Origin of the sequence: Campylobacter sp. IFREMER_LSEM_CL292, assembly GCF_025771615.1 — a bacterium.
Classification (GTDB): Bacteria; Campylobacterota; Campylobacteria; order Campylobacterales; family Campylobacteraceae; genus Campylobacter_D; species Campylobacter_D lari_D.
The window spans coordinates 94,225-111,713 of record NZ_JAKMQP010000002.1 but is presented as its reverse complement, the minus strand read 5'-3'; the positions used below and the strand labels follow the sequence as shown (position 1 = coordinate 111,713).

Genomic DNA, 17,489 nt, shown 5'->3' with positions numbered 1-17,489 from the left:
AATTATCCTTGTCTTTGTTTGTGTTTTGGATTTTCGCAAATAATGCGAACTACGCCTTTACGACGAACTACTTTGCATTTGTCACACATCTTTTTAACAGATGGTCTAACTTTCATGCTTTACTCCTGTTATTGTAAATTCCACTTTTTTACAACTGCACCAGGTTTTTAGAGCAACCAACTATTTTCAAAATAAGTGGTGATTTTGAAAATACTTCTTCATACAGTTTTATTGCAATTTCTGCAAAAGTGCTAATTATACTTTACTTTTGCTTTTAAACAACTTAGACTTATTTGTATCTAAATGTAATACGACCCTTATCAAGACTATAAGGCGTTAGCTCTACTTTAACTCTATCGCCAGGCATAATTCTAATATAATGCATACGCATTTTACCTGCAATATGACAAAGTATCACATGTTTATTATCTAATTCAACTTTAAAAGTCGCATTAGGTAAAGCTTCGATTACATTACCATCGATTTCGATAATATCATCTTTTGCCAATATTTCTCTCCTTTCTATAAAATACAAAGCTATTATTTTATCACAATTTTTCTTTTTAAATTTTTAATATTTTTTTACAAACTATAATATTTTTACTATAATTACAAAATTACTACAAAAAGAAAGTATTTATAGATGTCAAAAACTTTAAAAAGAGGTGATTTTAAAACTCTTTCCTTATCTTCTTTGGGTGGAGCTTTAGAATTTTATGATTTTGTTATTTTTGTATTTTTTGCTAATTATATTTCAAGAAATTTTTTTCCTAGTGATTTAAGTGATTTTTGGAAACTTTTAAACACTTATGGGGCTTTCGCAGCAGGATATTTAGCTAGACCAATCGGTGGTATAATTATGGCACATTTTGGAGATAAAATGGGTCGCAAAAAGATGTTTATGCTTAGTATATTACTCATGGTGCTTCCAACTTTCTCTCTAGCTTTTATACCTACTTTTGAAACTATAGGATATTTTGCTCCTATTTTTTTACTACTTGTTAGAATAGCTCAAGGTATAGCTATAGGCGGAGAACTCCCTGGTGCTTGGGTATTTGTAAAAGAACATGCACCCGATGGAAGAGATAGTTTTTATATTAGCGCTATTAATGCTTCTATGGCTTTTGGAATTCTTTTAGGTTGTATTGTTGCCTTAGCGATTAATCATTACTTTGATCAAGAAGCAATTTATGAATATGCTTGGCGTATTCCATTTGCTATAGGTGGATTTTTTGGTATCATTTCTATATATCTTAGAAAATTTTTAGAAGAAACACCTGTTTTTCAAAAAATGCGACAAGAAAATGATTTGGAAAAATTTCCTTTAAAAACACTTTTTAAAGAAAAAAATATTTATCTAGACATCATTGCTTCTATGCTTTTAACTTGGATGCTCACAGCCTGCGTGATAATACTTATTTTACTTATGCCCAATTTTATATCAGAAGTTTTGATTCTTGATAAAACAGATGCGATTTTAATCCAAATGTTTGCAATAGTAATTTTATCTTGTGGAACTTTACTTGCTGGAATTTGGGTTGATAAATTTGGTTTTTTAGTTACCGCTTTAATTTTTACCATAGGATTTAGTTTATCGTGCTTTTTTTATTTTTATTTTTTCTATGCTCAAATTTTGCATTTGAGTATATATTTTTATTTTATAGCGTGTTTTTTTGGTGGTATTAATGCTTTAGCACCTATTTTAATGTGTAAAATTTTTAAGCCAAGTATTCGTTTTAGTGGAATTTCTTTTTCTTATAATATAGCTTATGCAATAGCGGGTGGTTTCACTCCTCAACTTGTATTTGCATTACATTCTTTGGCTATAAAACCTGAAAATCCTTTCGTGTATGGAATTTTTATTTATATTTTGTTTTTATCCCTGATAACACTGATAACTACCATATTTACTTATAAGAGGTTAAGATTTTAATGTTATAATTAAAAAAAATTATTAATTAAAAATTTATAAAATTAAAGGAAAATGATTATGAAAATTTTTATTGTTTTAATACTTTCTTTGTTGCCACTTTTAGCATTTGAAATGATTACACCTATACCAGAAAGCATTCCTTATAATAAAGAAAAAGCTATTTTAGGAAAAAAACTCTATATGGATACAAGTTTATCAAAAGATAAAAAAGTATCTTGCAATAGTTGTCATGATATTGCAAATTTTGGAGTAGATAATAAAACTTTTTCAACAGGTATTAATGGCATAATAGATGAGCCATTCCATACTCCTACAAATTTTAATGCCGTTTTTAGCCTAGCACAATTTTGGAGAGGCAATGCAAAAGATTTACAAGAACAAGCCAAACATCCTTTGTTAAACCCTAAAGAAATGGGGTTAAAAGATGCAGATGAAGTGGTGCAAATAGTAAAAACTAACGCAATTTATGAAAAAGAATTTAAAAGACTTTACGGAGAAGTTACCTTTGATAATATAGCAGATGCTTTAGCTGAATTTCAAAAAACCTTACTTACGCCAAATTCCCCATTTGACCGCTACTTAAAGGGAGATAAAAATGCTATAAGCGAACAAGCAAAAAGAGGCTATAATGCCTTTTTATCAAATGGTTGTATAGCGTGCCATCAAGGACAAAATATAGGTGGAAATATGTATCAAAAAATGGGGGTATTTGTTCCTTATGATAATGGAACAAATTGGAAAGGACGCTATGAGATCACTCAAGATCCTCACGATCAATTTGTAGTAAAAGTGCCAAGTCTTAGAAACATAGCCAAAACTGCTCCTTATTTTCATGATGGTTCTATGCCAACACTTGATGCTTGCGTACAATTTATGGCGTATTATCAGCTTGGTAAATTTTTAGAGCAAGATGTAGTTGATGATATAGTTGCATTTTTAAATTCTTTAACAGGAGAATACCATGATCCACTCAAATAAAAAAACTTTCTCTTTTTTAAAACAATTCATCACTTTATCCATAGTGGTTTTGGTATTGCTTTTAACTTTGACTTTATTTATTTTTAATACTTATAATACCACCAAAAGAAATTCACTTATTATGGATTCTTTTCAAAAATTAGAAATTCTAGATACTAAAATAGATGAAATTTTTAAAAATAAACTAAATCTACAAAACTATGACATCAGCGTCAAACTAGTAAGAGATTTTGAAAATACTTTAGCTATTTTAAAAGCCAATGAAATAGATACTAAAAAGCTAGAAGCAATTTTTCAGAAAAAAAATACACAACTACAACATTTTAAATCAGCCAATTCTATTGCTATAAATTCAAAGCTTTATCTTTATGAAATTCAACAAGAAATCATCAAACAAACAAATCAAATAGCACTCACTACTCAAGAGGCTAAACAAATAGAATATATAGGAAATATTTTAAGCATTATAGGAACTATGGATATATTAGAACCTTTAGCACAAAATAGATTACAAAATCTTGTCACAAATTTAAACGCAAAAGATTCTCAATTACCACAAGAGTTATTTGAGCTTTTTAATACACATTGTAAGATGATATTAAGTCAAATTAAAATATTAAAAGATAATTCTCAAAGTTTTCTTGATCAAGAACTGCAAAAACAAATTCTAGCACACCAAAATTTAATTGCTAAAAATATCAATCTACAAAATAAATATAATCTTTATACAGCTATAGGAATTTTCCTATTTACCTTAGTTGTATTGATTTTTTTCATACTTTTAACATTAAAAAAAGTAATCATACCTATATCTTTACTTGAAAAACTAAGTGCAAATCTAGCAGGAGAACATGCGAATTTAAGTGCAAGATTAGACATTGATAAAAAAAGTGAATTAGCTACAAGTGCTAACTATATTAATTCTTTCATACAGATAGTGCAAAATTCAGTTTTAGAAGCCATACAAACTGCAAATTCAAGCCACAAAAGCTCACAAAAACTTTCCCAAAATGCTGAAATTTTACAGCAAAGTTCACTTTTACAGCATGAGCAAATTTCTAATGTCCATGAAATAAGTTCTGTTTTAGAAAGTCATATAGACTTAACTCAAAATCTAGCTAAAAATACTATAAAAGATATGCATGATATGCAAGAAGTTATGGGAGAAGTTGAAAAAACGCTTAAAGAGCTAGTAGAGCTTATATTACTAAGTGGAGAAAAAGAACAAAGTGTTTTAAGTGCTATGGATATACTAGTACAAAGTGCTGATAGTATTGTAGAAGTTACAGCAACTATTAAAGATATAGCCGATCAAACTAACTTGCTAGCTTTAAATGCAGCTATTGAAGCAGCTCGTGCAGGAGAACATGGTAGAGGCTTTGCTGTTGTTGCTGATGAAGTTAGAAACTTAGCTGATAAAACTACAAAATCTTTAGTCGCTATAGAAACTACTGTAAGAACTATAGTACAACAAATCAATGACAACAAAAGCTTGATGGATGGAATTCATCAATCCATGAGTGATACTTCTAACAAAGCTAATATCTTACAAGGCGAAGTCGGCGCTTCTATAGAAAAATTAAAAACAAGTATCCATTCTACTAAAATTATGGAAGAAAAAAGCGATGAGTCAAAAGCTAAAATGAATGAGTTAGAACAAAATGTAGAAAAAGTGACTGAACTTGCAAATTGTGTTAAAAACTATTCACTCGAGCTAACACAAATTTCACAAGATGTTTTAGAAAATGCTTCTAAACTTTCAGAAAAACTAAAAACATTTGAGTAAGAAAGTTTAAACTTTCTTACTTAGATAAAATATCTGCTTTGCCATTTATAATTGCAACACAATGCTCATAATGAGCAGCATTTAATCCATCTTTGCTTCCTGCTTCCCAATTACCTTTTAAATGTATTGGTGTGCCATCTTTTTGACATACCATAGGCTCTATGCAAAATACCATGCCATTTTTGATTTTAGGTCCACTTTTTGCACTAGCACCTGGTTCTAAATAATTTGGAATTTCAGGCTCACCGTGTGGCTTTTTACCTATACCATGACCACAATAACCTTTCAAAGGTACAAATCCTCTTTTAGTGATAAACTCGCCAAGCTCATATGAAAGCTCTTTAAAACGCATACCTTCTTTGATAATATCTATAGCATAATACAAAGCATCTTTAGCACAAGCAATCAAAGCCTCATCAGTGGCTGAAATTTGACCTATAGGTATAGTCCTTGCTGCATCTCCATAATATCCATCTATACAAGTACCCACATCAAGCCCTAAAATATCGCCTTCTTTTAAAATACGCTCATCCCCTACACCATGAATGCAAGCTTGATTAAGCGAGATACAAATACTGCCTGGAAAACCATATAAGCCTTTAAAAGATGGTTTTGCACCATGATCAAGTATAAATTCTTCTGCTTTAATGTCAATTTCTTTTAAACTCATACCCGGAACTATAATGCCCTCTAGATAGTCAAGCGTTCTAGCTACAAGTTCATTTGCCTTGCGTAGTTTTTCTATTTCTGCTGGTTTTTTGATTTCTATCATTTATATTTTCCTTAAAATTTTTAAAAATTTAGCATTTATGCGCTTTTAAAAGCTTTAAGGAAAAACCTTAAGTTTTAAAACTTAAGGTTTTAACATACACTTGTAAGATTAGTAGCTAGGCCACCTAAAGAAGTTTCTTTGTATTTTGAGTTCATGTCTTTGCCGGTTTCATACATAGTTTTTATAACCTCATCAAGACTTACTTTTGGAGTTGATTTTCTACTCATTGCCATTCTAGCAGCTGAAATTGCTTTAATCGCTCCAAAGGCATTTCTTTCTATACAAGGAATTTGCACTAAACCACTTACTGGATCACAAGTTAAACCTAAATGATGCTCCATTGCAATTTCAGCAGCATTACAAGCTATCTTTGCATCAAAACCCATTACAGTAGCCATAGCTCCTGCTGCCATAGAACTTGCACTACCAATTTCAGCTTGACAGCCAGCTTCAGCACCACTTATACTTGCATTTTTCTTATAAAAAGAGCCTATTAACATAGCAGTAAGTAAAAAATTAATGGCTTTTTCATCGTTAAAACCAATAGTATGATTTTTAAGATAAAGCATTACAGCAGGCACAACAGCACATGCACCATTAGTTGGTGCAGTTACCACTCTAGCTCCACTTGCATTTTCCTCTGCAATAGCAATAGCATATAAAGAAATAAAATCAATAATTCCTAAAGGATCACTTGTCATAGCCAAACGCTCATTAAGTCCTTTGGCGCGGCGTTTTAAATGTAAATTCCCTGGAAGAAAATCTGAGCTTGGATGAATACCATTATAATAAACTTCTTGCATTACTTCCCAAATTTCTAAACAATAAGCTCTAATTTCTTCTTTAGTGTGAAATTGAAGCTCATATTCATAAGAGAGTTTTGCTAGATCCCATGAATTTTCTTCGCAAATTCTTAAAGCATCGCTTGCATTATTAATATCAAGTTCTAATTTAGTATGTTTTTGCTCACAAGCTCCATCTTTGTGTTTTTGAAGTTCAGCTTCACTCATAACAAAACCACCGCCTACCGAATAATAAATTTCTTCAGCAATGATTTCTCCATTTTCATTATAAGCACTTATTTTCAATCCATTTTCATGCAAAGGTAAAAAGTCTTTTTCAAAAATCAAATCTTTATCATAATCAAAATTTAATTCTTTTTGAGCATCTAAAACCAAAATTTTATCTTGCAAAATTTTATTAAACACACGATCTTGCAAAGCAATATTTAATTCTTTTGCTCTTAAGCCACTCAACCCCCATATAATAGCTTTATCACTTAAATGGCCTTTACCAGTAAGCGATAAAGAGCCATAAAGTTTGATTTGAATTTTTGTAATTTGTGTGATTTTATCTTTGATTTTTTCACAAAACATATTCCCTGCTAGCATTGGTCCTAAAGTATGAGAAGATGAAGGACCGACACCAACTTTAAATATACTTAAATTACTACTCATTCATCAGCACCTTAAAAAGTATAAATTACAGTGATGATTGTCAAAATACCTGTGATAAACACAAATGCATCTAAAGCTTTGTTTTGGAATTTTTTCATTTTAGATACAGTGTAAATTGCAATCATAGGCATTAAAAATAAGATTGCGGCAATGATTGGACCACCTAAGCTTTCAATAAAACCTAAAATACTTGGATTTACATAAGCAGTAATTAACATAACAATATACATTACCAAAGTTGAATAAACTGCGATTTTTTTCAAATCCGGATTATCATTACCTGCTAATTTACAACATTTTCTAACTATACCATAAGCACCTTCCCTAGCACCAAAATAATGCCCAAAGAATGAACTAGAAATTGCTAAAAATGCGATTAGTGGACCACCATAAGAAATAAATGGATTATCAAGTTTATTAGCAAAATAAGAAAGTACAGGTATGTTTTGTGCTCTAGCTTCAGCAAGTTCTGCAGGAGTTAAAGAAAGCACGCAAGATACCACAAAAAACATTACAAAAGCAAGTAACATTACAGAAGTTCTAAATAACACTTGATTTGCTTTTTGTACTGAATTTTCAGGATATTGCCTTTTTACACTTAAAGAAAAAGTAGAAATCGCTGGTGAGTGATTAAATGAAAACACTAAAACCGGTAAAGTTAGCCATACTATAGTAATAAATTCTTTTGTTCCAGGAATAGCACTAAAACTTTCAAACGACCATTGCGGGATAAGATATAAAGAAAATAAAAATAAAATAGCACATAAAGGATATACAAGCCACTCACATACTTTGGTAATTAATTCTTCACTAAAAAGCATAATAAGCATAAAAATACTTACTAAAACAAAAGCAAAAAGCGCTCTATAAAAAGGAAGTAAATTAGCTATAGTTTTTCCTTGCTCATTTACACTTGTTTGATACATAGCACTAATTGCGTTTGCGAAAGAACCATTTGGATCTAAAAGTGGTAAGAATTGATTATAAATAAAACTCTCAAAAGTATTAGTTATACCTACACAATATGCTAAACAAATTGGGAAAATTGCAAAGAAATAAAGCACAGAAATAAAAATACTTACTTTTCTACCAAAATACTCTTCAGCCGCATGAGTAATATCTTTATCATTACCATTTGCTTGACATACAAAACGACTTAAGGCTCTATGGCTTAAATACACCATTGGAAAAATAATCAAAGCCATTACAACAACTGGCCAAAAACCACCAACACCTGCTTTAATAGGTAAAAATAAAATCCCCGCACCAACTGCAGTCCCAAAAAGAGAAAGCATCCAACGCGTATCAAAAGAATTCCACTTAAGATTATCCACATTTTCTCCTTGTATAAAATAATAAAAAAAGCTTTTACCTAAAAACTTTTTGTATTATTTTACAAATATGCTCTTGAGTAGTTTGGCGTGATTTTTTCCCTTTCATTTAAAGCAACTGCGGCTTCATTTGCAAAATTTGGATTTCTTAATAATTTTCTACCATAACAAACTAAATCACACACCTCACCCAAAAGCAAAGCCTCACCTTCGCTAGCACTATTTATAAGACCCACACAAGATATAGGAATTTTAACAACTTCTTTTAAAGCCTTAGCATAAGGAGCTTGATAAAGTGGTGCTATATTTGGCACTAAAGAAGGTTTGTTGATATTTCCTCCTGCTGAAATATCTAACATATCAACGCCTAAATTTTCTAAAATCAAGGCAAGTTTTTTACTATCTTCCAAATTCCAACCACCCTCTTGCCACTCTGTAGCTGAAATTCTTACAAATAAAGTAATATCAACTTCTTTTTTTATACGCTTAATGATATCACACAAAAGACGCGCTCTATTTTCAAAACTACCACCATATTCATCATCTCTTTGATTTGATAAAGGAGATAAAAATGAACTAAGCAAATACCCATGAGCACTATGAAGCTCTATCGCATCATAGCCTGCTTCTTTAGCTCTTTTAGCACTTTGGATAAATTCTTGTTCAATTTGTAAAATTTCATCTTTACTTAAAACATGAAGTTTAGAAAATTTTTCACTAAAAGCGATATTACTTGGGGCTTTTGATATAGCTTGTTTGCATGAATTTTTACGACCACTATGATTTAGTTGGATAGCAACCTTAGCACCAAAATGATGACAAAGATCGACAAGCTCCTTATGTCCTCGAATTTGAAAATCTCCCCAAAGGCCTATATCATTATCAGCAATTTTTGCATTTTCATTAATCGCACAAGCTTGAACTATGATAAGCCCAACACCACCCAAAGCTCTAGCTCCATAATGTATCAAGTGAAATTGATTAATCTTACCATCTAAAACTTGTGTTTCATACATATCCATAGGAGGCATTACGATGCGATTTTTTACATAAAAATTTCCAATCTTTAGCTCACTCAAAAGTAAAGACATAATACCCCTTAAAATATTTTTTATATTACTATAATAGAAAAAAATTAATTTTTCTTAAAACATAGAGTATTTTAGACCAATATTATAATTTTTAATAGATTATTATTAAAAAAATAGTTTTTAATTATATTTTTTCATTATTAAAACTACAAAACACAATCTAATCAAATAAGCTTTTCTCAAAACACTTTAACATAAAGCTTTTGCGATGCAAAGGTGAATAACCAAATACTTTAATCTTTTCTATATGAGCTTTTGTACCATAACCTTTGTGTTTATCAAAATCATAATTATTATATAATTTAGAAAAATAACACATTTTTTGATCACGACTTACCTTAGCTAATATACTAGCGGCTGAAACTTCTTGCACTTTCATATCAGCTTTAATCATAGTATTAATACCCAAAACACCATAATTTAAATTTCCATCATATAAAATCTCATCTTGGTTAAAATGTTTTTTTATTATCTTTAAGCCCAAATTTAAACACTGACTAAGTCCTAAAATATCAATTTGCAAAGGTGAAAAAGCAAGGATTAAAAAATTTGAATTAGAAAGAATTTGCTCATATAATTCTTCTCTTTTTTTTGCACTTAATTTTTTAGAATCAGCTAAACCATCAATATTTTTTAAAAGCTTGCAAGCTGCCAAGTGCATATCTCCAGCTAAAGCTCCACGCCCAGCCTCATCTACTCCAACTAAAGCCATTATTTTTCCTTTATAATAGTATATTTTTCTACTAAATTTTCTAAAGAATAATTTATATTGGCAGGTGAGCTTGAAGGAAGTTCAAAAAATTCTTGCTCAGGATAAAATTTAGCAAAATATTTACTTGCAACTTTACCTAATACACAAATTTTTTCTATATTTGCCTTATCTAAAATAATACTTATATCATTTGCTTTGGCATAAGAAATAGTTTTATCATCTGAATTTTTTATCTTACAACTTGCTATAACATCCCAAAGTGCTATATGATTTGCTTTTAAAAAAGCCTTTTGCTCTTGCACTGTTTTTAACTCACACTCAAATAATATTTCAAAAATACGCCAAAAACGATTTTTACTATGTTGATAATAAAAATTTTCTTCTCTTGATTTAATAGATGGAAAAGAACCTAGTATCAAAACTTCTGAGTTTTCATCAAAAAAAGGTTCAAAAGGATGAGTTAGAATTTGCATATTAGGCCTTGATAAAAATAAAATATTTTATCATTTTTATCAAGATTTTTAAAATTACCCTAAAAATTCTCGTTTGAAGTATTCTTTTGGAGCTTTACACAAAGGACAGGCATTTGGTGCTTTTTTACCACGGTGTATATGCCCACAAACTTCACAAACCCATAATTCTTCTACTTCTGAATTAAAGAAATCTTCTTCTTCAAGCATTTTTTTAAGTGCTAAATATTCTCTTTCATGCTCAATTTCTACTTTACCAATAGCAGTAAATAATCTTGCTATGTTTTTCTTGCCTTCATCTTCTGCAATTTGTGCAAAATTTGGATACATAGTAGTATGCTCGTAATTTTCACCCTCTGCTGCACAGATTAAATTTTTAGCAGTTTCTTCTAAAGCTTTACCATCTACTAATTCATGATAAGCTTTAAACTCAGCTCTTGCATGCCATTTTTCATTTTCTGCAGCTTCTCTAAAATGCTTTGCAATAGCATGCCAACCTTCTTCTTGAGCAATATCTGCAAATAAATCATATTTGTTTCTTGCCATAGATTCACCTGCGAAAGCTTTCATCAAATTTATGGCTGTTAAATCTTTAGTAATGCACTCCATTTCTTGACCACAGCAACTAAGCTTCCCACCACCTACATTTTGCACTTCTACTTCATTGCCGCATTTTTGGCATTTATAGCTTTCATATTGTCTCATTTAATATCCTTGTGATTAATTTAAGTAAGATTTTGATTGAAAAACTCACCCAAATGTTATTGTAGCATTTGGGTGCTAAAAGATTTTAGTATTTTAAGAAATATTCTTGAATTTTCTTAGGATCACTTGTTTTAGTTAAAGCAAGCATTAACAATACTCTAGCTTTTTGAGGACTCATGTCACCTGTATCAATAAAACCAAGTTTTGCATCAGTATCACTTACTGCAACTCTACCAGCTACTACGCGTGAGCTTACCGCTACATTAAGACCTTTTTTAAGCAATTCTTTTAATACATCTTTTTGATAATCATGAATACTGCCAGCACCTGTTCCAGCTACAACTATACCTTTAGTTCCATTTTCAAACAAAGCTTTTGCTGCAACACCGCTACCATCATTTGCATAACTATAAAGAATATCTACTTTTGGTAATTCTTTTAGCTTGCTAACATCAAATGGAGATTTTTTAGTGTGTAATTTTGTATTAGTATTGTAGAAGAATGCTTTTCCATCTACTATATAACCCATATCACCCATATCCGGTGAACTAAATGCATTTACATTTAAACTATGAGTTTTCATAACGCCTCTAGCGCTTTGAATTCTATCATTCATAGCCACCATTACGCCTTTATTTTTTGCTTGTGGATCTGCTGCTAACGCTACAGCATTGTAAAGATTTTTAGGACCATCTGCACTAATTGCAGTTGATGGGCGCATTGCACCAACTAAAACAACAGGTTTATCGCTTTTTACGGTTAAATTTAGGAAATATGCAGTTTCTTCCATGGTATCAGTACCATGAGTAATCACAACTCCATCTACATCAGATTTTAAAAGCCTATTGACTTCTTTAGCAAGTTTTAGCCAAATTTCATTTGTCATATCTTTACTATCAATATTTGCAATTTGATCCCCGCTAATTACTGCTAAATCTTGAATTTGAGGCACTGCTTTAATCAAAGCATCAACCCCTAAAACACCAGCTGTATAACCTGTTGTAGCTACCGAACTATCAATCGAGCCTGCAATAGTTCCACCTGTAGCTAAAATTGCAACTTTTGGTTTTGCTTCCAAAATTCCTGCTCCTAAACTTAGTGCCATAGCTGCGCACATTAACATTTTTTTCATGTTAGTCCTTTCATTAGAAATGATAAAAATTATAATGCAACTATGTTTAAATAAAAATAAATTATTAATATAAAAAATACTTTAGTAAATATTCATTAATTAAAGCCATAAATTTGCAATTTTTTTTAGTTTTTCCACATCGCTTGAAGCGTAAAATTGAATGTTAGCTTCTTCTTGGATTGATGTTAAGTTAAATTCTTGTTGCAATTGCAAAGCTATAGCCTCGCCTGAATGAATAAGTTTTGTATTTTTGCCAAAATACTCTTCCAAAGAATGGGCGATTAAAGGAAAATGCGTGCATGCTAAGATTAGAGCATTAGGATGAAATTTAAGCTTATTAAAATAATACTCAAAAGCAGCTTTTAAAAAATCTCCTTGAAAAATCCCTTCTTCAACCATAGGTACAAAAAGCCCAGTTGCTTTTTCTTCCACTTTTAAAAAACCTTCTTTGATTAAAGCTTGCTTATAAGCGTGAGAATCCACGGTAGCTTGTGTTGCAATGACTAATATATTGGAGTTTTTGTCTTCTAAAGAGTTTTTAACCGCTAAAACCCCTGCTTCTATAACTCCAAGAACCGGAAATGGTGCATTTGCTTTTAGAATTTCTAAAGCATGCGCGCTAACTGTATTACACGCAATAATAAGCATATCGACTTTTTTTTCTTTGAAAAACTCTAAAGCTTCTAGGGAAAATTTAATGATAGTTTCTTTATCTTTAACCCCATAAGGTACCCTTGCGGTATCTCCATAGTAAATATATTCTTTAAAAAGTTTTGCTTGAAGTAAAGATTTTAAAACACTAAGCCCACCTACACCGCTATCAAAAACGCCTAGTCTCATCAAAATCCTTAAAAAGAGAAGAAAGTAGAAAATCTACTTTCTTATAAGCCTACTGCACTTAAGGTTTGGTATTTATTCATATAAATTTGAGCTTCAATTTTTCTCATTGTATCAAGCGCTACTTGAACTACGATCAAAACAGAAGTTCCACCAAAATAAAAAGGCACACCAAACAACTTCACAATAAGCCATGGTAATGTAGCTACAAGCCCTAAATAAATAGAACCTGACAAGGTAAGTCTTGATGCTACTTCATTAAGATAATTTGCAGTTCCTTCACCTGGTCTAATACCTGGTATGAAACCGCCTTGTCTTTTAAGATTTTCAGCTATATCTTTTGCATTAAATACAATTGATGCATAAAAATACGCAAAGAAAATAACAAGTAAGAATGTTAAAAAATGAAAGAAAAATCCATTTGGATTTAAAAAGTCATAAATTTTTAACACATACTCATTTGTACTTGTTTGCAAAATAGTGCTTGGAAACATCAAAATCGCACTTGCAAAAATAGGAGGAATTACTCCACTTAAATTTATTTTAATAGGTATGTAATTCATAATGCGTTTGTTTTGATTTTGCATGATTACTTTTCTTGAGTAAGAAATAGGAATTCTTCTTTCTCCAAGCTCTACTACTATAATAGCCCAAATAGTAAGTAAAATTACAACTAAAATAGCAATGATAGTCAAGAAATTCATCTCACCTGTATTTACCAAATTTACTGTTCCACTAATTGCACCTGGAATTGTAGAAACAATACCGCCAAAGATGATCAAAGAAATACCATTTCCTATACCGCGTTGAGTGATTTGCTCACCTATCCACATTAAAAGCATGGTACCTGCAAGCATAGAAATAGCAGAAAGTGCAATAAAAGTATTCATATCAATCATAATAGCTGACTGACCTGCTTTCCCATGAAGACTTTGCAAGCCTATAGAAACGCCTATACTTTGTATCAAAGTGATAGCTATAGTAGCATAACGGATAATTTGCATATATTTTTGCATACCATCGCGTTCTTTTTTCATCTTTCCTATGTTAGGAAAAGTTGCCGCTAAAAGCTCCATAATAATCGAAGCAGTAATATAAGGCATAATGCCTAGAGAGATGATGCTAAGTCTTTCAGCAGCACCCCCACTAAACATATTAAACAAGCCTAATGCATTAGATGCATTAGAATCAAAAAATTCCTTGATAACACTGACATTAACCCCCGGAACTGGAACATAAGCTAATATTCTATAAGCAAATAAAAAAGCTAATGTTATGAGAATTTTATTTGTCAATGCTTTATTCATTATTTTTGTCCGCTAAAAGTGATCTTCTCGTCTTTAATTTTACTAGCAAGATCTTTAGCACTTGCTCCAATAAGCTTAACTTTATTTACATTTTTTGAAAGCTTATGAATGCTATTGATTGTTTCAAATGTAATTTCGCTAAGCTCTTTGATTGCTGTGATTTTTTCAACATTAATCACATAAGGTTTTTCAAATTTAGAAGTAAAACCTACTTTTGGTAAGCGTCTTTGAAGTGGTTGTTGACCCCCTTCAAAACCTCTTTTTTCGTTATAACCTTTTCTAGCAGTTTGGCCTTTTCCACCTTTAGTGGAAGTTTTTCCCATACCACTACCTTGACCACGGCCTATTCTTTTGGTTTTATGTGTTGAACCTGGTGCTTTTGTTAAATTCATTGATTATCCTTTAAGCATTGTAAGTGCTTTGATAGTAGCACGCACAACATTTGCTGAATTATTTGAACCTAAAGACTTAGTTAAAATGTCTTTAATACCTGCAAGTTCCACGATAGGACGTGTTGAACCACCTGCAATAACCCCTGTACCTTCGCTTGCTGGTTTAAGTAAGATTCTACTTGCGTTGTATTTTACTTCTACATCATGAGGTATAGTTGAACCTTTTGTTTTAACTTCAACAATGTTTTTAAAAGCATCATCAACTGCTTTTCTGATAGCATCTGGAACTTCTTTAGCTTTTCCATAGCCCACACCAACTAAACCTTTTCTATTTCCAACGATAACTAAAGCAGTAAATCTAAATCTTCTACCACCTTTAACAACCTTAGTAACCCTGCCGATATCGACGATTACTTCTTCAAATTCTTCTCTATTATATTTTTCCATCGATCTTCCTTTTGGGTTATAGTTTGATTCCGTTTTCTCTTAGTGCTTCAGCTAATGCTGCAATAACACCATGGTATAAATAACCATTTCTATCAAACACTGCTTCTTCTATGTTTTTAGCTTTTAAAACTTTTGCAAATTCAGCTGCTATTTTTTTAGCACCTTCTTTATTTGCTTTAACACCAATTTTTCTTCCATCTACTGCTGCTAAAGTTACTGCTTTAACATCATCGATAGCTTGGATATATAAAGTTCTGTTTGATTTAAAAACAGAAACTCTTGGAAGAGCTTGTGTTCCTGAAATTTTTGCTCTAATTCTTTTTTTTCTTTTAATTCTTAAAGATATTTTTCTTTTTAATACATTTGCTCTCATATTCTATCCTTACTTCTTAGATGTCTTACCAGCTTTGCGGATAATACGCTCATCTGAATATTTAACACCTTTTCCTTTGTAAGGCTCAGGTGGTCTAAATTCACGAATTTGAGCAGCAACTTGACCTACCACTTGTTTATCGCTACCTTTGATAATAACATTGTTTTTATCAACGGTAATTTCTATGCCTTCTGGAATAGCATAGTTGATAGGATGAGAAAAACCTAAAGCAAGTTCAAGAACTTTACCTTTTAACGCAGCTTTATAACCAACACCGTTGATTTCTAAAGTTTTGCTAAAACCATCAGTTAAACCGATGATGATGTTTTGAGCTAAAGCTCTATAAGTTCCCCAATAAGCTCTACTTTGTCTATCTTCACCTTTAGGAGAGAAAAGAATTTGTCCTTCTTTAATCTCAACATTAACATTTGCTTTTGTATCAAGCTCTTTTGCTAAATTTCCTTTTTTGAATTTTAGCAAGTTACCTTCTAATTTTACTTCTACTCCACTTGGAATAGCAACTGGTTGTTTACCTATACGAGACATTCATTTTTCCTTTTTACTTGTCTACGATATGACTACTTTATAAGAATGGATACCGAATACCATAAAAAGTAGAAACTCTTACCAAATAGTACATAAAACTTCGCCGCCAACGCCTGCTTTATAAGCTTCGTCGTTAGCTAAAACACCTTTTGAAGTGCTTACTACGATAGTACCATAACCGTTTTTAAATCTTTTGATCTCATCTTTACCTTTATAAACACGACGACCAGGTTTAGAAATACGCTTAACTTCGTTAATTACGCTTTTACCTTTTTCATCGTATTTTAAAACTACATTGATGAATTTCTTTTTATCCTCTTCAATAACATTAAAGCTTTCAATATAGCCTTTAGCTTGGAAAATTCCAAGTAAAGCTTCGATAACTTTAGAATGCAAAAGTTGAGTAGTCTCTAATCTTCTCATCCCTGCATTTCTAATTCTTGTTAGTGAATCTGAAATTAAATCATTTATCATGGTTCTTTCCTCTTACCAACTTGCTTTTTTAAGACCAGGAATTAAACCTTCATTTGCCATTTTTCTTAAGCAAACTCTACAAATTCCAAAATCTCTATAAACTGAATGTGGTCTTCCACAAATTTGGCATCTAGTATACCCTCTAACACTAAATTTAGGTTTGCGGGCAGCTTTTGCAATCATTGATTTTTTAGCCATATTACTTTCCTTTTGCAAATGGCACGCCAAATAATTCTAATAATTTTTGTGCCTCTTTATCTGATTTTGCTGTTGTAACGATAGAAATGTTCATACCATGAGTTCTTAAGATTTTATCATATTCAACTTCTGGGAACATTAACTGCTCATCTAAACCAAAGTTATAGTTTCCTCTTCCATCAAAACCATCTCTTGGAAGACCTCTAAAGTCTTTAACACGAGGAAGAGCTATAGTAATAAGCTTATCTAAGAAAGCATACATATTGTCTTTTCTTAATGTTACCATTACACCTACTGGGAAGCCTTCTCTTACTTTAAAACCAGCAACTGATTTTTTAGCTTTTGTGATAACTGCTTTTTGCCCAGCGATCAATGAAATAGTATCTGCAACATTTTGTAATACTTTTTGATCTTTTGCTAATTCCCCAGCACCTACACTGATTACAACTTTTTCAATAAAAGGAACAAGCATAGGATTTTTAATATCAAATTCTTTAACTAAAGCAGGTTTGATATTTTGAGTATATTTTTCTTTCAATCTCATCATC

At 31.3% G+C, this 17,489-nt stretch carries 22 protein-coding genes and 1 pseudogene; 4 read left to right on the top strand and 19 right to left on the bottom strand.

The window, feature by feature from the left end; translation table 11 throughout:
- Positions 1-2: 2 nt before the first annotated feature.
- Both rpmJ and infA read right to left on the bottom strand, forming a co-directional pair.
- A complete protein-coding gene (gene rpmJ, locus L8T82_RS02430; RefSeq protein ID WP_002781429.1) occupies positions 3-116 on the bottom strand; it encodes a 50S ribosomal protein L36 in 114 nt (37 codons plus the stop codon).
- 173 nt (positions 117-289) lie between these two features.
- Positions 290-508: a translation initiation factor IF-1 gene (gene infA, locus L8T82_RS02425; protein WP_012660842.1), complete on the bottom strand. Its 219-nt coding sequence runs from the start codon at positions 506-508 to the stop codon at positions 290-292.
- A gap of 135 nt (positions 509-643) precedes the next feature.
- Here infA and L8T82_RS02420 point away from each other — a divergent pair, with 135 nt between their 5' ends.
- The 4 genes and pseudogenes from L8T82_RS02420 to L8T82_RS08020 all read left to right on the top strand — a co-directional run bounded on the left by L8T82_RS02420 (position 644) and on the right by L8T82_RS08020 (position 4,697).
- A complete protein-coding gene (locus L8T82_RS02420; RefSeq protein ID WP_263660375.1) occupies positions 644-1,933 on the top strand; it encodes an MFS transporter in 1,290 nt (429 codons plus the stop codon).
- A 54-nt stretch (positions 1,934-1,987) separates the two neighbouring features.
- The gene (locus L8T82_RS02415; protein WP_243705637.1) at positions 1,988-2,911 is read left to right on the top strand and encodes a cytochrome-c peroxidase; all 924 of its coding nucleotides are present in this window, start codon (positions 1,988-1,990) and stop codon (positions 2,909-2,911) included.
- Positions 2,895-3,569: pseudogene (locus tag L8T82_RS08025) on the top strand (DAHL domain-containing protein); the annotation flags it as partial. The gene L8T82_RS02415 and the pseudogene L8T82_RS08025, both read left to right, overlap by 17 nt.
- Positions 3,570-4,049: 480 nt before the next feature.
- On the top strand, positions 4,050-4,697 hold the full coding sequence (locus L8T82_RS08020; RefSeq protein WP_412175061.1) for a methyl-accepting chemotaxis protein: 648 nt from the start codon (positions 4,050-4,052) through the stop codon (positions 4,695-4,697).
- A 16-nt stretch (positions 4,698-4,713) separates the two neighbouring features.
- Here the strand turns inward: L8T82_RS08020 and map are convergent, their stop codons facing one another.
- The 17 genes from map to rplE form a co-directional block, all read right to left on the bottom strand.
- On the bottom strand, positions 4,714-5,469 hold the full coding sequence (gene map, locus L8T82_RS02405; protein ID WP_263725802.1) for a type I methionyl aminopeptidase: 756 nt from the start codon (positions 5,467-5,469) through the stop codon (positions 4,714-4,716).
- An 89-nt stretch (positions 5,470-5,558) separates the two neighbouring features.
- Positions 5,559-6,926: an L-serine ammonia-lyase gene (locus L8T82_RS02400; RefSeq protein WP_133319140.1), complete on the bottom strand. Its 1,368-nt coding sequence runs from the start codon at positions 6,924-6,926 to the stop codon at positions 5,559-5,561.
- 11 nt (positions 6,927-6,937) lie between these two features.
- A complete protein-coding gene (locus tag L8T82_RS02395; RefSeq protein WP_133319191.1) occupies positions 6,938-8,221 on the bottom strand; it encodes an aromatic amino acid transport family protein in 1,284 nt (427 codons plus the stop codon).
- A 98-nt stretch (positions 8,222-8,319) separates the two neighbouring features.
- On the bottom strand, positions 8,320-9,348 hold the full coding sequence (locus L8T82_RS02390; protein ID WP_220567006.1) for a tRNA-dihydrouridine synthase: 1,029 nt from the start codon (positions 9,346-9,348) through the stop codon (positions 8,320-8,322).
- Positions 9,349-9,508: 160 nt separating this feature from the next.
- Complete coding sequence (locus tag L8T82_RS02385; protein WP_263660379.1) at positions 9,509-10,060, bottom strand: ribonuclease HII; 552 nt, start codon at positions 10,058-10,060, stop codon at positions 9,509-9,511.
- The gene (locus L8T82_RS02380) at positions 10,060-10,533 is read right to left on the bottom strand and encodes a DNA-deoxyinosine glycosylase (protein ID WP_263662693.1); all 474 of its coding nucleotides are present in this window, start codon (positions 10,531-10,533) and stop codon (positions 10,060-10,062) included. The genes L8T82_RS02385 and L8T82_RS02380 overlap by 1 nt, the downstream gene beginning before the upstream one ends.
- Positions 10,534-10,587: 54 nt before the next feature.
- On the bottom strand, positions 10,588-11,235 hold the full coding sequence (locus L8T82_RS02375) for a ferritin family protein (RefSeq protein ID WP_220567003.1): 648 nt from the start codon (positions 11,233-11,235) through the stop codon (positions 10,588-10,590).
- A gap of 85 nt (positions 11,236-11,320) precedes the next feature.
- Positions 11,321-12,352 carry a type II asparaginase gene (locus tag L8T82_RS02370; RefSeq protein WP_263664537.1) on the bottom strand — a complete coding sequence of 344 codons (1,032 nt, stop codon included), beginning with the start codon at positions 12,350-12,352 and terminating at the stop codon, positions 11,321-11,323.
- A 114-nt stretch (positions 12,353-12,466) separates the two neighbouring features.
- On the bottom strand, positions 12,467-13,207 hold the full coding sequence (gene murI, locus L8T82_RS02365) for a glutamate racemase (RefSeq protein ID WP_263660381.1): 741 nt from the start codon (positions 13,205-13,207) through the stop codon (positions 12,467-12,469).
- 41 nt (positions 13,208-13,248) lie between these two features.
- Positions 13,249-14,511: a preprotein translocase subunit SecY gene (gene secY, locus L8T82_RS02360; protein ID WP_133319135.1), complete on the bottom strand. Its 1,263-nt coding sequence runs from the start codon at positions 14,509-14,511 to the stop codon at positions 13,249-13,251.
- Positions 14,511-14,903 carry a 50S ribosomal protein L15 gene (gene rplO / locus L8T82_RS02355; protein ID WP_039617163.1) on the bottom strand — a complete coding sequence of 131 codons (393 nt, stop codon included), beginning with the start codon at positions 14,901-14,903 and terminating at the stop codon, positions 14,511-14,513. The genes secY and rplO overlap by 1 nt, the downstream gene beginning before the upstream one ends.
- A gap of 3 nt (positions 14,904-14,906) precedes the next feature.
- The gene (gene rpsE, locus L8T82_RS02350) at positions 14,907-15,350 is read right to left on the bottom strand and encodes a 30S ribosomal protein S5 (RefSeq protein ID WP_039617161.1); all 444 of its coding nucleotides are present in this window, start codon (positions 15,348-15,350) and stop codon (positions 14,907-14,909) included.
- Positions 15,351-15,366: 16 nt separating this feature from the next.
- The gene (rplR, locus tag L8T82_RS02345; RefSeq protein ID WP_039617157.1) at positions 15,367-15,723 is read right to left on the bottom strand and encodes a 50S ribosomal protein L18; all 357 of its coding nucleotides are present in this window, start codon (positions 15,721-15,723) and stop codon (positions 15,367-15,369) included.
- Positions 15,724-15,732: 9 nt separating this feature from the next.
- Positions 15,733-16,269 carry a 50S ribosomal protein L6 gene (gene rplF / locus L8T82_RS02340; protein ID WP_039617154.1) on the bottom strand — a complete coding sequence of 179 codons (537 nt, stop codon included), beginning with the start codon at positions 16,267-16,269 and terminating at the stop codon, positions 15,733-15,735.
- A gap of 78 nt (positions 16,270-16,347) precedes the next feature.
- Positions 16,348-16,743, bottom strand: coding sequence for a 30S ribosomal protein S8 (rpsH, locus tag L8T82_RS02335; protein ID WP_039617152.1), 396 nt, complete (start codon positions 16,741-16,743; stop codon positions 16,348-16,350).
- Positions 16,744-16,755: 12 nt separating this feature from the next.
- Entirely contained in the window at positions 16,756-16,941 is a 186-nt protein-coding gene (locus L8T82_RS02330; protein WP_012660824.1) for a type Z 30S ribosomal protein S14, read from the bottom strand.
- A gap of 1 nt (position 16,942) precedes the next feature.
- The gene (gene rplE, locus L8T82_RS02325) at positions 16,943-17,488 is read right to left on the bottom strand and encodes a 50S ribosomal protein L5 (protein ID WP_133319134.1); all 546 of its coding nucleotides are present in this window, start codon (positions 17,486-17,488) and stop codon (positions 16,943-16,945) included.
- Position 17,489: the final 1 nt, after the last annotated feature.

Bases quoted from the DNA above. Each gene is read 5' to 3' on its own strand.
- rpmJ (WP_002781429.1), bottom strand. From the start codon at position 116: ATGAAAGTTAGACCATCTGTTAAAAAGATGTGTGACAAATGCAAAGTA.
- L8T82_RS02420 (WP_263660375.1), top strand. From the start codon at position 644: ATGTCAAAAACTTTAAAAAGAGGTGATTTTAAAACTCTTTCCTTATCT.
- L8T82_RS08020 (WP_412175061.1), top strand. From the start codon at position 4,050: ATGCATGATATGCAAGAAGTTATGGGAGAAGTTGAAAAAACGCTTAAA.
- map (WP_263725802.1), bottom strand. From the start codon at position 5,469: ATGATAGAAATCAAAAAACCAGCAGAAATAGAAAAACTACGCAAGGCA.
- L8T82_RS02400 (WP_133319140.1), bottom strand. From the start codon at position 6,926: ATGAGTAGTAATTTAAGTATATTTAAAGTTGGTGTCGGTCCTTCATCT.
- L8T82_RS02395 (WP_133319191.1), bottom strand. From the start codon at position 8,221: ATGCTTTCTCTTTTTGGGACTGCAGTTGGTGCGGGGATTTTATTTTTA.
- L8T82_RS02390 (WP_220567006.1), bottom strand. From the start codon at position 9,348: ATGTCTTTACTTTTGAGTGAGCTAAAGATTGGAAATTTTTATGTAAAA.
- L8T82_RS02385 (WP_263660379.1), bottom strand. From the start codon at position 10,060: ATGGCTTTAGTTGGAGTAGATGAGGCTGGGCGTGGAGCTTTAGCTGGA.
- L8T82_RS02380 (WP_263662693.1), bottom strand. From the start codon at position 10,533: ATGCAAATTCTAACTCATCCTTTTGAACCTTTTTTTGATGAAAACTCA.
- L8T82_RS02375 (WP_220567003.1), bottom strand. From the start codon at position 11,235: ATGAGACAATATGAAAGCTATAAATGCCAAAAATGCGGCAATGAAGTA.
- L8T82_RS02370 (WP_263664537.1), bottom strand. From the start codon at position 12,352: ATGTGCGCAGCTATGGCACTAAGTTTAGGAGCAGGAATTTTGGAAGCA.
- murI (WP_263660381.1), bottom strand. From the start codon at position 13,207: ATGAGACTAGGCGTTTTTGATAGCGGTGTAGGTGGGCTTAGTGTTTTA.
- secY (WP_133319135.1), bottom strand. From the start codon at position 14,511: ATGAATAAAGCATTGACAAATAAAATTCTCATAACATTAGCTTTTTTA.
- rplO (WP_039617163.1), bottom strand. From the start codon at position 14,903: ATGAATTTAACAAAAGCACCAGGTTCAACACATAAAACCAAAAGAATA.
- rpsE (WP_039617161.1), bottom strand. From the start codon at position 15,350: ATGGAAAAATATAATAGAGAAGAATTTGAAGAAGTAATCGTCGATATC.
- rplR (WP_039617157.1), bottom strand. From the start codon at position 15,723: ATGAGAGCAAATGTATTAAAAAGAAAAATATCTTTAAGAATTAAAAGA.
- rplF (WP_039617154.1), bottom strand. From the start codon at position 16,269: ATGTCTCGTATAGGTAAACAACCAGTTGCTATTCCAAGTGGAGTAGAA.
- rpsH (WP_039617152.1), bottom strand. From the start codon at position 16,743: ATGATAAATGATTTAATTTCAGATTCACTAACAAGAATTAGAAATGCA.
- L8T82_RS02330 (WP_012660824.1), bottom strand. From the start codon at position 16,941: ATGGCTAAAAAATCAATGATTGCAAAAGCTGCCCGCAAACCTAAATTT.
- rplE (WP_133319134.1), bottom strand. From the start codon at position 17,488: ATGATGAGATTGAAAGAAAAATATACTCAAAATATCAAACCTGCTTTA.